Origin of the sequence: Micromonospora sp. WMMB235, assembly GCF_001855515.1 — a bacterium.
Taxonomy (GTDB): Bacteria; Actinomycetota; Actinomycetes; order Mycobacteriales; family Micromonosporaceae; genus Micromonospora; species Micromonospora aurantiaca.
Genome location: NZ_MDRX01000001.1, coordinates 5,149,470 through 5,162,799 on the forward strand (window position 1 = coordinate 5,149,470; position 13,330 = coordinate 5,162,799).

Genomic DNA, 13,330 nt, shown 5'->3' on the forward strand with positions numbered 1-13,330 from the left:
AGAGTGCGAACAGCGGGGTACGTGCGACGTGCCCCGCTGCTCCGCGTACGCGTGACGAAAGGTAACCACCACCATGCGCCGTCCCCAGCTGGACATCCAGCTGAAGACCCCCGAGCAGATCGAGCTGATGCGGGCCGCCGGTCTGGTCGTCGCCCGTGCCCTGCGCCGGATGCGGGAGGCGGTGGCGCCGGGCGTGTCGACGGCCGACCTGGACGCGATCGCCGAGTCGACCATCCGCGAGGCGGGCGCCGTGCCGTCGTTCAAGGGCTACCACGGCTTCCCGGCGTCGATCTGCTCCTCGGTCAACCGGCAGGTGGTGCACGCCATCCCGTCGGCCGAGCAGGTGCTGCGCGAGGGCGACCTGATCTCGATCGACTGTGGCGCGGTGCTGGACGGCTGGCACGGCGACGCGGCGGTCACGGTGCCGGTCGGCGAGGTCGACCCGGCGCTGCTGCGGATGACGGCGGTGGCCGAGGACGCCATGTGGGCCGGGATCGCCGCCGCGGCGCGCGGTGCGGCCTCCGGCAAGGGCCGGCTCACCGACATCTCCCACGCGGTCGAGACGGCGGTCCGCAAGGGCGGCCGGTACGGCATCGTCGACGGCTACGGCGGCCACGGCATCGGCACCGAGATGCACCAGGACCCGCATGTGCTCAACCACGGGCGTCCCGGTAAGGGGCCGCGCCTGGTGCCGGGCCTGGCGCTCGCGATCGAGCCGATGATCACGATGGGCTCGCCGCGTACCGTCGAGCTGTCCGACGGCTGGACCGTGGTGACCCGGGACGGGTCGATGGCGGTGCACGTCGAGCACTCGATGGCGCTGCTGGACGACGGCGTGTGGGTGCTGACCGCCGAGGACGGCGGACGGGCCCGCCTGGGTGACCTGGTGACCAAGCGGCAGACGTCGGTGGACTCCCCGGCCTGATCGGGGCCCCGGCCGCCCCGGATGACCGGCCACGTCGTGCCGGGCTGGCGATCGGGTGACATGCTTGCTCCCATGGAGGAGCGCAACCGCATGCGGGCGGCCGACGCGGACCGTGAGGCCACCGCGGAGCGACTCCGGGCGGCGTTGAACGAGGGCCGGCTCGACCTGCACGAGTACGACGACCGGCTGCGCCGGGCGTACGGGTCGAAGACCTACGGCGAGCTGGACGAGCTGCTGACCGACCTGCCCGGCGCCGGCCCGGCTGGGCGCCCCCTGCCGGCGCCTCGTGCGGCCGGGGAGGGCGGGGTCGCGGTCCCGGGCACGGAGGCCGTGAGCGGGGCGCGCAGCGCCTGGCTGCTGGGGGTCTGGGGGCCGTGGCTCAAGGTGGCCCTGATCCTCACCGCGATCTGGTTCGTCTCCCAGCTGGCTGAGGGCGAGTTCGAGTTCGACGACTACTGGCCGCTCTGGGTGCTCGGCCCGTGGGGCGCCGTGTTGCTCTACCAGACCGCGCAGGGGCTGGCCACCGGAGCACCGGAGAAGGACGCCGAACGCCGGCGGCGCAAGCAGGTCGAGCGGGAAGCCCGCCGGCGGGCGAAGCGCGAGCTTCCGGAGACGTGACCTGCGTCATATCCGAGCCGTCCGGGTGACTGTCGCGCCGGTCGGTTTGGCGAGCACGTACGGGTCGGCGTACACTTTCTGATCGGCGCACAGCGTCCACTCCGCCATGCCCACCCTGCGCTTCGGTGGGAGTCGGAGTCGCGGCTGGCGCGGGTTTCCTGATCTTGGTCAGTTCACCCGTGTAAGACGTTGTGGGCCGTCCGGAGTAACCGACGTCAGGACAGCGGAGGACATGCCGAAAAAAGACGGAGCCATCGAGATCGAGGGTCGGGTCATCGAGCCCCTGCCGAACGCCATGTTCCGGGTGGAGCTCGCGAACGGTCACAAGGTGCTGGCTCACATCAGCGGCAAGATGCGGCAGCACTACATCCGCATCCTGCCGGAGGACCGGGTCGTCGTCGAACTCTCGCCGTACGACCTGACCCGCGGGCGCATCGTCTACCGCTACAAGTAAGCCTGACGGCGGCCGGGACGTTTCCGTGTCCGTCTTCGACGTCCGGGTCGCGCTGTGTCGCGGGTCCGGGCCAGATGGGAAGTAAGGCAACCGTGAAGGTCAAGCCGAGCGTCAAGAGGATCTGCAACAAGTGCCGGGTGATCCGCCGGCACGGCCGGGTCATGGTCATCTGCACCGACCCGCGCCACAAGCAGCGCCAGGGCTGACGCCCCACACATCACCAGCTCGTCCCAGCCGCGGTCGGGTGCGCAGCGCGTACCCCCTCGTGGTTGACCCCCGGTCGGAGGCCGGGGCCCGCTCGGGCAGCGACCGATCCCGGTCGCCGGCGTTCTTGACGCCGGAAGGACAGGGACGGCCGGTAGCGGGGTGGGACGGGTCCACACCTCCGCCACAACATCACGAGGAGTACGCCCGCACATGGCACGTCTAGTCGGCGTGGATCTCCCCCGCGAGAAGCGGATGGAGATCGCGCTCACCTACATCTTCGGGGTCGGTCGCACCCGCGCCCTGGAGACGCTCGCCGCGACCGGCATCTCGCCGGACAAGCGCGTTCGGGACCTCACGGACGAGGAGCTCGTCGAGCTCCGGAACCACATCGAGGGCAACTACAAGGTTGAAGGCGACCTGCGCCGCGAGGTCGCCGCTGACATCCGCCGCAAGGTCGAGATCGGCTGCTACGCCGGTATCCGGCACCGCCGCGGTCTGCCCGTGCGTGGCCAGCGCACCAAGACCAACGCGCGGACCCGGAAGGGCCCGAAGCGGACCGTGGCCGGCAAGAAGAAGCCCGGCAAGAAGTAACTAGGAGCGCACAGACTTATGCCACCGAAGGCTCGTGCCGGAGCCGCCGTCAAGAAGGTCCGGCGCAAGGAACGCAAGAACGTCGCCCACGGGCAGGCGCACATCAAGAGCACCTTCAACAACACCATCGTGTCCATCACGGACCCGACCGGTGCGGTCATCTCCTGGGCCTCCTCCGGCCAGGTGGGCTTCAAGGGCTCCCGCAAGTCGACTCCGTTCGCCGCGCAGCTCGCCGCCGAGGCCGCCGCGCGCCGCGCGATGGAGCACGGCATGCGCAAGGTCGACGTGTTCGTCAAGGGCCCCGGCTCCGGCCGGGAGACCGCCATCCGTTCGCTGCAGGCAGTCGGCCTCGAGGTCGGGCAGATCTCCGACGTCACGCCGCAGCCGCACAACGGGTGCCGTCCGCCGAAGCGTCGCCGGGTCTGAGAGGTTAGAGAGAGATGGCTCGTTACACCGGTGCTGACTGCCGCCGTTGCCGGCGGGAGAAGATGAAGCTGTTCCTCAAGGGCAGCAAGTGCGATGGTCCGAAGTGCCCGTTCGAGTCCCGGCCGTTCCCGCCCGGGCAGCACGGCCGCGGCCGCACGAAGGAGACGGAGTACCTGCTCCAGCTCCGTGAGAAGCAGAAGGCCCGTCGTGTCTACGGCGTGCTGGAGAAGCAGTTCCGCGGCTACTACGAAGAGGCCGTGAGCAAGGAGGCCAAGACCGGCGAGGTCCTGCTGCAGATCCTCGAGTCGCGGCTGGACAACGTGGTCTACCGGGCCGGCTACGCCAAGTCCCGGGACATGGCCCGTCAGCTGGTCAAGCACGGCCACTTCACGGTGAACGGCAAGAAGGTCGACATCCCGTCGTACCGCGTCAAGGAGCACGACATCATCGAGGTGCGTGCCAAGAGCAAGGAGCTCACCCCGTTCCTCGTGGCGCAGGGTGAGGCCGGCTCGCGGACCGTTCCGGCGTGGCTGGAGGCGATCCCGAGCCAGATGAAGATCCTCGTGCACTCGCTCCCGGCCCGCCAGGTGATCGACACCCAGGTCCAGGAGCAGCTGATCGTCGAGCTCTACTCCAAGTAAGGGCTCGTTGCGGTGGCCCGTCCTCCGGGGCGGGCCACCGGAACAGTTGTGTCGTGGGCGTCAAATAGCGGGCGCCCCGGAAGAGAAGAGAAAAGATGCTCATCAGCCAGCGACCGTCTCTCTCCGAAGAGTCGATCAACGAGACCCGCTCCCGGTTCACCATCGAGCCGCTGGAGCCCGGCTTCGGCTACACGCTGGGCAACTCGCTGCGGCGTACGCTGCTGTCCTCGATCCCGGGTGCGGCGGTCACCTCGATCAAGATCGACGGTGTGCTGCACGAGTTCACCACGATCCCCGGCGTCAAGGAGGACGTGGTCGAGCTCGTCATGAACATCAAGGAGCTGTGCGTCAGCTCCGAGCACGACGAGCCGGTCAGCATGTACCTGCGCAAGCAGGGCCCGGGCGACGTGACCGCCGGTGACATCCAGCCCCCGGCCGGTGTCTCGGTGCACAACCCGGACCTGAAGCTCGCCACCCTCAACGGCAAGGGCCGGCTCGACATGGAGCTGACCGTCGAGCGGGGTCGCGGCTACGTCACCGCGGCGCAGAACAAGCAGGCGGGCGCCGAGATCGGCCGGATCCCGGTCGACTCGATCTACTCGCCGGTGCTCAAGGTGACGTACCGGGTCGAGGCGACCCGTGTCGAGCAGCGGACCGACTTCGACCGGCTCATCATCGACGTCGAGACCAAGCCGTCGATGGGCCCGCGTACCGCGCTGGCCTCGGCCGGTTCGACGCTGGTGGAGCTGTTCGGGCTGGCCCGGGAGCTGGACGAGACCGCCGAGGGCATCGACATCGGGCCGTCCCCGCAGGACGCCCAGCTGGCGGCGGACCTGGCCCTGCCGATCGAGGAGCTGGACCTCACCGTCCGCTCCTACAACTGCCTCAAGCGCGAGGGCATCAACTCCGTTGGTGAGCTCATCGGGCGTACCGAGGCCGACCTCCTCGACATCCGCAACTTCGGTCAGAAGTCGATCGACGAGGTCAAGATGAAGCTCGCCGGGATGGGCCTGGGGCTGAAGGACTCGGCTCCGAACTTCGACCCGGCGCACGTCGTGGACGCCTTCGGCGAGGCGGACTACGACACCGACGACTACCGCGAGACCGAGCAGCTCTAGTCCGCGCTGCCGCCACACCTGAGGAGCACCAAGCATGCCCACGCCCACCAAGGGCCCCCGCCTCGGCGGCAGCCCCGCGCACGAGCGGCTGATGCTGGCCAACCTGGCCACCGCGCTGTTCCAGCACGGCAAGATCCAGACCACCGAGACGAAGGCCCGGCGGCTGCGTCCGCTGGCCGAGCAGCTCATCACCAAGGCCAAGCGTGGCGACCTCGCCTCGCGTCGCCGCGTGCTGGGCGTCGTCAAGGACAAGGACGTGGTCTACGCCCTGTTCGACCAGATCGCGCCCCGGTACGCCAACCGCAACGGTGGCTACACCCGGATCGTGAAGACCGGTCCGCGCAAGGGTGACGCCGCTCCGATGGCGATCATCGAGCTGGTGGAGGAGCTTCAGGTCGCCGAGCCGAAGGCGAACAAGAAGACCGCCGCCCGCAAGGCCGCCCAGCAGGACAAGGTCGAGGCCCTGGCCCCGGCCGAGGAGACCCCGCGCTCCAGCGCCGGTGACCAGGACGCCGAGGCGCCGGTCTCCGCGTCGGGTGACACCGCCGCCGCCCGTGAGGACAGCGACGAGGCCACCGAGAACGACAAGGCCTGACATCAGGCTCGACCGGGCCCGGCATCCCCTCGGGGGTGCCGGGCCCGTCGCCGTCGACAGGAGGTACGAGGTGGACGAGCGGACCCGGCTGCGGCTGGACGTCTCGTACGACGGCACCGACTTCTCCGGCTGGGCGCCCCAGCCGGCCCGGCGCACAGTGGCCGGCGTGCTCATGCAGACGCTGGACCTGGTGCTCGGCGCGGGCACGGCGACCGGCCTGACAGTGGCCGGGCGTACCGATGCCGGGGTGCACGCCACCGGGCAGGTCTGCCACCTCGACCTGCCGACTCCCGTGTGGCGGGAGCACGAGGGCCGGTTGCTGCGCCGGCTGGCCCGGCTCCTGCCCCCGGACGTCCGGGTACGCGCGATGACCGAGGTGCCCGCCGACTTCGACGCCCGGTTCTCGGCCACGTTCCGGCGCTACGAGTACCGGGTCACCGATGCCCCGTGGGGCGCCGAGCCGCTGCGCCGCGGGGACACCCTGGCCTGGCCGAAGCCGCTGGACCTGGCGGCCCTGAACGCCGCCGCTGCCGGGCTGGTGGGCGAGCACGACTTCGCCGCGTACTGCCGGCGCAAGGAGAACGCCACCACGCTGCGCGAGGTGACCCGGCTGGACTGGCGGCGCGACCCGGACGGGATCCTGGTCGCCACAGTGCAGGCCGACGCGTTCTGCCAGAACATGGTGCGCAGCCTGGTCGGGGCGATGCTGGTGGCGGGCGACGGGCGGCGGCCGGTCCAGTGGCCGGCCGGCCTGCTGACGCGCCGCGAGCGCTCCAGCGAGGTGACTGTGGCGCCCGCGCACGGCCTCGCCCTGGTCGCTGTGGGCTACCCGGGCGACCCGGCCGAGTACGCCCGCCGCGCCGAGGAGACCCGCCGGTTGCGGGTGCCGGTGGCCGAGGGCTGAGCCAGCCTCAGTCCGTGCCCCGCTGACCGGCGCTGTCCTCGGCCGAGTCGGCGTCGGGCTGCCCGGCCGTGCCGGCCGCCGCGCGACGGTCCAGCACACCCCGGTTGAGGTGCAGTTCGACCAGGTCGTACATGATCTCGCGGGCGGTCGCGTCGTCGCTCGGGATGCGTTCCCCGTCGGCGCGGGTGACCAGGCAGAAGGCGACGTAGTGTCCGCGTACCTGCCAGGCGACCCGGGCCGCGGCCTTCTCCACCGCGTCGGTGTCGTCGCCCGCCGCCATGCCACGGAACCGTCCCTGGCGCGCGTCGAGCAGCGGCCGGATGCGGTCGCGTACCCGCTGGGCGGTGGCCACGTCGGTGAGGTTGAACAGACCGGCGGTGATCAGGTGGTCGCCGTCGGGGGAGCGGAGCGTGCCCCGCACCACCTGGTTGCAGCCGAGCCGGACCAGCAGGTCGGCGATCTCGCCGGTGGCCGCGACCTGGCACTTCGTGCTGGCCTGGGTCTTCAGCACCCGGTAGGCCGGTTTCCCGTCGGTGACCACCAGGTCCTTGGTCGGGAAGACCTCCTTGGCGGTGAGCGACGCCTGGTCGGTGTCCCGGGAGTCCAGGTCGGTGCCGCCGGACGGTGTGCTCGACTCGGTCGGCTGCGGGGTCGGCTGGCCCGCCGGCGGCGTGGTGGTGCGTTCGTCGAGCAGGGCCGCGACGGCGAGCCCGGTGAGCGAGAGCAGGAGCAGTACGGCGGCGCCGCCGACGAGCGTCTGCCAGAACCGGCCGCCGCCGCGGCGTTCGGCGCGCCGGGTCCGGGGCAGTTCGGAGACGTCGGCGGCGCGGGCGGTGGGGCTGGCCGGGATCGGCACCGTCGGCCGGTTCGCCGCCGCCGGTACGGGTGCCGGCATGGGCGGCGCGGGCTGCGGCACCGGGGAGGGCTCCCGTGGTGGGGCAGGCCGTCCCGGTGTCGGCGCCGGGGCCGGTGGCGCGGGAACGGGTGCGCGGGCGTCGTCCGCCACCGCCTGCCCGCCGGGGTCGGCCTGCTCGGTCGCGCCGGTCGGCGGCAGCGCCGCTTGCGGGCGCGGCGGCGGGGGCAGCGACGGCGTGGGGAAGCGGGAACGTGACGGACCCGCGGGCGGGGGCGTGGCTGCGGGCCCGTTCGGGGCCGACCCGGGCTTCGGGTACTCCAGGAAGGCGTCCTCATCGGACTCGTACCGGTACACCATGTGGCATAGAGTAGGGCTGATTGTCCCTTTCAGGGGTAATATCGGGAAATTCTGGCGGAGTGGCGTGCGACCCCGCCCGTGACACCGTCGCCGGAACCCCTGCGGCCCGGTGCGAGAATGCGGGCGTGACCGGCGACCACTACTTCACAGCTGAGCCCTCGACCCCGGCCCGCCCCCGCGAGGTCGAGTTCACAGTCGCCGGGCGCGACTACACGCTCGCCTCGGCCGGCGGCGTCTTCTCCGCCGACCGGCTCGACCCGGGCACCGCCGTACTGCTGCGCAAGGCCGACCTGCCGGCCGCCGACGTCACCGGCGCGCTGCTCGACATCGGCTGCGGCTTCGGCCCGATCACCTGCGTCCTGGCCACTGTCGCGCCGAAGGCCACCGTCTGGGCCGTGGACGTCAACGAGCGCGCCCGCGCCCTCACCACCGCCAACGCGGCAAGGGTCGGTGCCGCCGACCGGGTACGCGCCGTCGCGCCGGACGAACTGCCGGACGACGTCACCTTCGCCCAGATCTGGTCCAACCCGCCGATCCACATCGGCAAGCCGGAACTGCACGGCCTGCTGCTGCGCTGGCTGCCCCGCCTCGCCCCGGACGGCGTGGCCTGGCTGGTCGTCGCCCGGCACCTCGGCGGCGACTCGCTGCACCGCTGGCTGGTCGAGCAGGGCTGGTCGGTCGAGCGGCACGCCAGCCAGAAGGGCTACCGGGTGCTGCGGGTCACCCGGTAATCCGGTGTCGTCCACCGACCCGGCTCGGGCAGGATGCCCGCGTGGGATACGTGGACGTGGCAGGAGTAGGGCACATCCTCCCGGACGGGCGTGAGCTGTTCAGCGACGTGTCGTTCCGGGTCGGTGAGGGTGCCAAGGTGGCGCTGGTCGGCCCGAACGGCGCCGGCAAGACCACGCTGCTGCGGATGGTCGCCGGTGACCTGCCGGTGAAGACCGGCGCTGTCGCCCGCTCCGGTGGGCTGGGCGTGATGCGGCAGTTCATCGGCATGATCGGCGACGAGTCCACGCTCGCCGACCTCGCCCTGTCGCTGGCGCCGCCGGCGCTGCGCGACGCCGGGCGGCGGCTCGCCGAGACCGAGGCGGCCATGCGGGCGGCCGAGGTCCGCGGCAAGTACAGCTCCGCCGCCGCCAAGACCCAGCTCGCGTACGCCGAGGCGCTCGCCGCGTGGGGCGAGACCGGCGGGTACGACGCCGAGGTCCTCTTCGACACCGTCGCCACCATCGTGCTCGACCTGCCCTGGGACAGCGCCCGGGAACGGCCGGTCCGCACGCTGTCCGGCGGCCAGCAGAAGCGCTTCGCGCTGGAACTGCTGCTGCGCGGCCCCGACGAGGTGCTGCTGCTCGACGAGCCGGACAACTTCCTCGACGTACCCGGCAAACGCTGGCTGGAGGCGCGCCTGCGCGAGTCGGGCAAGTCCGTGCTCTACGTCTCGCACGACCGGGAACTGCTGGCGCAGACCGCCGACCGGGTCGTCGCGGTGGAGGGCGGCAGCGCCTGGGTGCACCCGGGCGGCTTCGCGAGCTGGCACGAGGCACGGGTGGCCCGGCACGCCCGCCTCGACGAGCTGCGCAAGCGCTGGGACGAGGAGCACCAGAAGCTGCGCGAGCTGATGCTGATGTACAAGCAGAAGGCCGCGTACAACGACGGGATGGCCTCCCGCTACCAGGCCGCGCAGACCCGGTTGCGCAAGTTCGAGGAGGCCGGGCCGCCGCCCGTACCCCCGAAGGACCAGGACATCCGGATGCGCCTGACCGGCGGGCGGACCGGCAAGCGCGCGGTGATCGCCGAGCAGTTGGAGCTGGACGGCCTGACGTACCCGTTCGACCTGGAACTCTGGTACGGCGACCGGGTCGCGGTGCTCGGCGCGAACGGCACCGGCAAGTCTCACTTCCTGCGGCTGCTGGCCCGGGGCGGCACCGACCCGGAGCCGGGCAACACGCCTGTGGACGGCGCCGCCGCGCTCGCACCTGTCGCCCACGGCGGCGTGGTCCGGCTCGGCGCACGGGTCCGGCCCGGGCACTTCTCGCAGACCCACGACCGGCCGGAGCTGATGGGCAAGACGCTCGTCGAGGTGCTGTGGCGCGGCGACGACCACCGGGCCGGCATGGACCGGCACGCCGCGATGGCGGCGCTGTCCCGGTACGAGCTGGCCGGCCAGGGCGACCAGCGGTTCGGCACGCTCTCCGGCGGACAGCAGGCGCGGTTCCTGGTGCTGCTGCTGGAGCTGTCCGGGGCGACGCTGCTGCTGCTCGACGAGCCCACCGACAACCTCGACCTGGCCTCGGCCGAGGCGCTGGAGGCCGGGCTGACCGCGTTCGAGGGGACTGTGGTCGCGGTGACACACGACAGGTGGTTCACCCGTACCTTCGACCGGTTCGTGCTGTTCCGGGGCGACGGCGACGTGGTGGAGACGCCGGAGCCGGTCTGGGACGTGGGGTGATCGACAGGGACCTGGCCGACCGGCTGTGCGCGGTGGACGGCGTGGTCGCGGTGGCGCTCGGCGGCAGCCGGGCCCGCGGCGACCACCGGCCCGACTCCGACTGGGACGTGGGCCTCTACTACCGGGGCGCGCCGGACCTGGCCGGGCTGCGCGCGGTGGCCGCCTCGATCGCCGACGGGCCGGTGGACCTCACCGCCCCGGGCGGCTGGGGGCCGTGGGTCGACGGGGGCGGCTGGCTGCGCGTCGGCGGGGTGGCGGTGGACTGGATCTACCGCGACCTGGACCGGGTGCACCGGGTCTGGGCGGACTGCCGGGCCGGCCGCTACACGGTCGAGGCGCAGGCCGGGCATCCGCTCGGTTTCTACTCGCACGCGTACGCCGGGGAGGTGGCGCTCGGGCGGGTGCTCGGCGACCCGACCGGTGAGCTGACCGCGCTGCGGGCCGAGACCGTCGACTACCCGCCCGCGCTCGGCGCCGCGCTGATCGCAGGTGGCTGGGAGACCGGGCTGCTGCTCGACGGCGCCGCCAAGGGCGCGGCAGGGGGCGACGCCGGCTACGTGGCGGGCTGCCTGTTCCGGGTGGTCGGCGTGCTGGTCCACGCGCTGCACGGCCGGGCCGGGCGGTGGCTGGTCAACGAGAAGGGCATGATCGTCTCCGCCGGGCGCCTGCCCGGTGCGCCGCCGGACTTCGCCGAGCGGGCGCAGGCGCTGCTGGGCGCGGTGGGGCGTACCCCTGAGGAACTGGCGGCGACGATCGGTGCCGCCCGGACGCTGGCCGACCAGGTGCTGCCGCTGCCCGGATGACACCCGGGCAGCGGGCATAGGGTGGATCTCGTGAGTGAGATGACCTATCGCCGGCTGGGCGACTCCGGGCTCGTGGTGTCAGTTGTCGGTATCGGCTGCAACAACTTCGGCCGCAAGCTCGATCTCGACGGCACCCGGGCGGTGGTGGACGCCGCGCTCGACGCCGGGATCAACTTCTTCGACACCGCCGACATCTACGGCGAGCCGCAGGGCGCCTCCGAGGAACTGCTCGGCCAGGCACTCAAGGGCCGCCGCGACGACGTGGTGGTGGCCACCAAGTTCGGCATGGACATGAACGGCGCGAACGGGCCGGACCACGGCGCCCGGGGCGCCCGCCGCTACATCGCCCGCGCGGTCGAGGCGTCGCTGCGCCGGCTCGGCACCGACCACATCGACCTGTACCAGATGCACGAGCCCGACCCGGGCACCCCGATCGACGAGACGCTCGCCGCGCTGGACGACCTGGTGACCGCCGGCAAGGTGCGCTACCTCGGCAACTCCAACTTCGCCGGGTGGCAGATCGCCGACGCCGACTGGACCGCGTCGTCGCAGGGGCGTACCCGGTTCATCTCCGCGCAGAACCACTACTCGCTGGTGGAGCGCGGGGTGGAGGACGAGGTGATCCCCGCCTGCGAGCGGTTCGGCCTCGGCATGCTGCCGTTCTTCCCGCTCGCCAACGGGCTGCTCACCGGCAAGTACAAGCGCGGCGAGGCGCCCCCGGCGGGCAGCCGCCTGGCCGGTGGCGGCCGGTACGCCGAGCGGCTGGCCGCCGCACGCTGGGACGTCATCGAGGCGATCGAGGCGTACGCGGCCGAGCGCGGCATCAGCATGCTCCAGGTGGCCATCGGCGGCCTGGCGGCCCGTCCCGCCGTGACGTCGGTGATCGCCGGCGCGACCACTGCCGACCAGGTGAAGGCCAATGCCGAAGCCGGGACGTGGCAGCCGTCCGACGAGGACCTGACCGCCTTGGACGCCATCCTCTGACCGTCCCTGCCGGTACATACGCGCCCGCTCGCGCGTCGGGGGTGCGCCCGCTCGCGCGTCGGGGGTGCGCCCGCTCGTCGGCGTGCGAGCGTCGGGGCTTGCCCCGCGCGGCGTGCGCCCACCGTGGCCCGCCCGGGGAGGCACCCGTGGCGTTCCACTCAGGGGCAGCGCTCACGATGAGTGGAACGGTATGGGTGTCAAGAGGGCCCACAGACACCCACGGCGTTCCACTCGTCGCCAGGTTCAGTCGCGAGTGGAACGCCATAGGTGTCTGTGGGCGGCCTGATCTTGGGCGGCCCGGCCCGGCCCGGCCAGGCGGCGGCTGGCGGGCCGGGGGCGCGGCGGGGCGAGACTCGGGGCTGCGGGGCTGCGGGGCTGCGGGGCTGCGGGGCTGCGGGGCTGCGGCTGTGGGGCTGCGGGCTGCGGGCTGCGAGCCGGGGTGCGGGGGGCTGCGGGTGCGGATCAGTGGTTTGCCGCGGCGGCGCGACGTTCTGCCAGGGCCTGGCGCACCAGGGCGACAGTGGCGTCGGGCCGGCGTAGCACGTCGTCGACGGTGAACCGGAGCACGACCCACCCGGCCGCGCGGAGCGCGTTCAGGCGCGCCACGTCCCGCCGGAAGTGAGCCCGTTCCCGGTGGTGGTCGCCGTCGTACTCGACCGCGAGGCGGAGAGCCGGCCAGGCCAGGTCCACCCGGGCCACGAAGCGTCCGCCGGCGCGCACCTCGTGCTGGGCGGTCAGCGGGCCGAGACCGGCGTCGAGGAGGAGCAGCCGCAGCCGCGTCTCCATCGGGGACTCGCTCAACGGCTCGGCCATCGCCAGTACCTCGCGCAGCAGCGGAGCGCCCGGCCAACCCGGCCGGTCGGCGGCGTAGGCCCGCAGGACGGGCAGCTTCACGACCCGGCGACGCAGCAGCGCGTCGACGGCGACCAGCGCCTCGGCGAGTGAGCCCTGCCGGCCCAGGTCGAACGCGGTACGCAGCGGGGTCGTGACCGGCAGCCCCGCGAACCGGGTGCGGTCCGACTCGGGCAGGGGCGACCGGGTCACCAGCAGCCGTGGATGAGGACGCATGCGGGCCGGGCTCGGCAGCAGCACGGTGACCGGCGCGTCGCGGCTGAGCACGTCCGTGCCGAACAGCCAGGCGGCGCTGCGTCCCGCCAGTGCGGCACCCGGCGGCAGGCGCAACGCCACCGCCTCGCACCACATCCGGTGGTCGTCGGCGCGGTGTCCGTCCCGGTGCACGTACACGTCCGGCAGCAGGCGGATCCAGGTCGGCCCGCGCAGCATCGTCCAGGTGAGCAGTCCTTCGGAGACGGCATGGCTGGCCCGGAACGGCAGGATCGCCAGGCGGCGCGGGACACGGGCGGGGACGGACATCCCGGCAGCGTGTCGTGACGAGACG

General features: G+C 72.6%; 16 protein-coding genes. 14 read left to right on the plus strand and 2 right to left on the minus strand.

All coding sequences use genetic code 11. The features are described 5' to 3' along the window. The first annotated feature begins 73 nt into the window (after positions 1 to 73). From map to truA, 10 genes are all read left to right on the plus strand, one after another. Positions 74 to 925 carry a type I methionyl aminopeptidase gene (map, locus tag BFV98_RS22810; protein ID WP_013288617.1) on the plus strand — a complete coding sequence of 284 codons (852 nt, stop codon included), beginning with the start codon at positions 74 to 76 and terminating at the stop codon, positions 923 to 925. Positions 926 to 997: 72 nt separating this feature from the next. Then, entirely contained in the window at positions 998 to 1,543 is a 546-nt protein-coding gene (locus BFV98_RS22815; RefSeq protein WP_030269335.1) for a DUF1707 domain-containing protein, read from the plus strand. Positions 1,544 to 1,775: 232 nt separating this feature from the next. Then, positions 1,776 to 1,997 (plus strand): translation initiation factor IF-1, encoded by a 222-nt coding sequence (gene infA / locus BFV98_RS22820; protein ID WP_007073013.1) that lies wholly within the window; start codon positions 1,776 to 1,778, stop codon positions 1,995 to 1,997. Positions 1,998 to 2,089: 92 nt separating this feature from the next. Continuing rightward, positions 2,090 to 2,203 carry a 50S ribosomal protein L36 gene (gene rpmJ / locus BFV98_RS22825; RefSeq protein WP_012184307.1) on the plus strand — a complete coding sequence of 38 codons (114 nt, stop codon included), beginning with the start codon at positions 2,090 to 2,092 and terminating at the stop codon, positions 2,201 to 2,203. 211 nt (positions 2,204 to 2,414) lie between these two features. Beyond that, positions 2,415 to 2,795 (plus strand): 30S ribosomal protein S13, encoded by a 381-nt coding sequence (gene rpsM / locus BFV98_RS22830; RefSeq protein ID WP_013288614.1) that lies wholly within the window; start codon positions 2,415 to 2,417, stop codon positions 2,793 to 2,795. An 18-nt stretch (positions 2,796 to 2,813) separates the two neighbouring features. Continuing rightward, entirely contained in the window at positions 2,814 to 3,221 is a 408-nt protein-coding gene (rpsK, locus tag BFV98_RS22835; RefSeq protein ID WP_013288613.1) for a 30S ribosomal protein S11, read from the plus strand. Positions 3,222 to 3,235: 14 nt separating this feature from the next. After that, positions 3,236 to 3,862, plus strand: a complete 627-nt coding sequence (gene rpsD, locus BFV98_RS22840) for a 30S ribosomal protein S4 (RefSeq protein WP_013288612.1) — start codon at positions 3,236 to 3,238, stop codon at positions 3,860 to 3,862. A 95-nt stretch (positions 3,863 to 3,957) separates the two neighbouring features. Then, positions 3,958 to 4,980: a DNA-directed RNA polymerase subunit alpha gene (locus BFV98_RS22845; RefSeq protein ID WP_007073009.1), complete on the plus strand. Its 1,023-nt coding sequence runs from the start codon at positions 3,958 to 3,960 to the stop codon at positions 4,978 to 4,980. Between the two features lie 34 nt (positions 4,981 to 5,014). Beyond that, a complete protein-coding gene (gene rplQ / locus BFV98_RS22850) occupies positions 5,015 to 5,575 on the plus strand; it encodes a 50S ribosomal protein L17 (protein ID WP_013288611.1) in 561 nt (186 codons plus the stop codon). Positions 5,576 to 5,645: 70 nt separating this feature from the next. Then, complete coding sequence (truA, locus tag BFV98_RS22855; protein WP_013288610.1) at positions 5,646 to 6,479, plus strand: tRNA pseudouridine(38-40) synthase TruA; 834 nt, start codon at positions 5,646 to 5,648, stop codon at positions 6,477 to 6,479. A gap of 7 nt (positions 6,480 to 6,486) precedes the next feature. Here truA and BFV98_RS22860 read toward each other — a convergent pair whose 3' ends face one another. Further along, positions 6,487 to 7,692 carry a hypothetical protein gene (locus BFV98_RS22860; RefSeq protein WP_304412284.1) on the minus strand — a complete coding sequence of 402 codons (1,206 nt, stop codon included), beginning with the start codon at positions 7,690 to 7,692 and terminating at the stop codon, positions 6,487 to 6,489. A 125-nt stretch (positions 7,693 to 7,817) separates the two neighbouring features. Here BFV98_RS22860 and BFV98_RS22865 point away from each other — a divergent pair, with 125 nt between their 5' ends. The 4 genes from BFV98_RS22865 to BFV98_RS22880 are packed head-to-tail and all read left to right on the plus strand — an operon-like array spanning position 7,818 to position 11,931. Further along, on the plus strand, positions 7,818 to 8,423 hold the full coding sequence (locus tag BFV98_RS22865) for a class I SAM-dependent methyltransferase (protein WP_071097748.1): 606 nt from the start codon (positions 7,818 to 7,820) through the stop codon (positions 8,421 to 8,423). A gap of 41 nt (positions 8,424 to 8,464) precedes the next feature. Further along, the gene (locus BFV98_RS22870; RefSeq protein ID WP_013288607.1) at positions 8,465 to 10,144 is read left to right on the plus strand and encodes an ABC-F family ATP-binding cassette domain-containing protein; all 1,680 of its coding nucleotides are present in this window, start codon (positions 8,465 to 8,467) and stop codon (positions 10,142 to 10,144) included. Beyond that, complete coding sequence (locus BFV98_RS22875; RefSeq protein ID WP_071097750.1) at positions 10,141 to 10,947, plus strand: nucleotidyltransferase family protein; 807 nt, start codon at positions 10,141 to 10,143, stop codon at positions 10,945 to 10,947. The genes BFV98_RS22870 and BFV98_RS22875 overlap by 4 nt, the downstream gene beginning before the upstream one ends. Before the next feature lie 21 nt (positions 10,948 to 10,968). Continuing rightward, entirely contained in the window at positions 10,969 to 11,931 is a 963-nt protein-coding gene (locus BFV98_RS22880; protein ID WP_176921717.1) for an aldo/keto reductase, read from the plus strand. Between the two features lie 462 nt (positions 11,932 to 12,393). Here BFV98_RS22880 and BFV98_RS22885 read toward each other — a convergent pair whose 3' ends face one another. Then, positions 12,394 to 13,305, minus strand: a complete 912-nt coding sequence (locus BFV98_RS22885; protein WP_071097753.1) for a DUF559 domain-containing protein — start codon at positions 13,303 to 13,305, stop codon at positions 12,394 to 12,396. Between the last annotated feature and the right edge of the window lie 25 nt (positions 13,306 to 13,330).

Bases quoted from the DNA above. Each gene is read 5' to 3' on its own strand.
- rpsK (WP_013288613.1), top strand. From the start codon at position 2,814: ATGCCACCGAAGGCTCGTGCCGGAGCCGCCGTCAAGAAGGTCCGGCGC.
- BFV98_RS22815 (WP_030269335.1), top strand. From the start codon at position 998: ATGGAGGAGCGCAACCGCATGCGGGCGGCCGACGCGGACCGTGAGGCC.
- BFV98_RS22885 (WP_071097753.1), bottom strand. From the start codon at position 13,305: ATGTCCGTCCCCGCCCGTGTCCCGCGCCGCCTGGCGATCCTGCCGTTC.
- rplQ (WP_013288611.1), top strand. From the start codon at position 5,015: ATGCCCACGCCCACCAAGGGCCCCCGCCTCGGCGGCAGCCCCGCGCAC.
- rpsD (WP_013288612.1), top strand. From the start codon at position 3,236: ATGGCTCGTTACACCGGTGCTGACTGCCGCCGTTGCCGGCGGGAGAAG.
- rpsM (WP_013288614.1), top strand. From the start codon at position 2,415: ATGGCACGTCTAGTCGGCGTGGATCTCCCCCGCGAGAAGCGGATGGAG.
- BFV98_RS22860 (WP_304412284.1), bottom strand. From the start codon at position 7,692: ATGGTGTACCGGTACGAGTCCGATGAGGACGCCTTCCTGGAGTACCCG.
- BFV98_RS22845 (WP_007073009.1), top strand. From the start codon at position 3,958: ATGCTCATCAGCCAGCGACCGTCTCTCTCCGAAGAGTCGATCAACGAG.
- map (WP_013288617.1), top strand. From the start codon at position 74: ATGCGCCGTCCCCAGCTGGACATCCAGCTGAAGACCCCCGAGCAGATC.
- infA (WP_007073013.1), top strand. From the start codon at position 1,776: ATGCCGAAAAAAGACGGAGCCATCGAGATCGAGGGTCGGGTCATCGAG.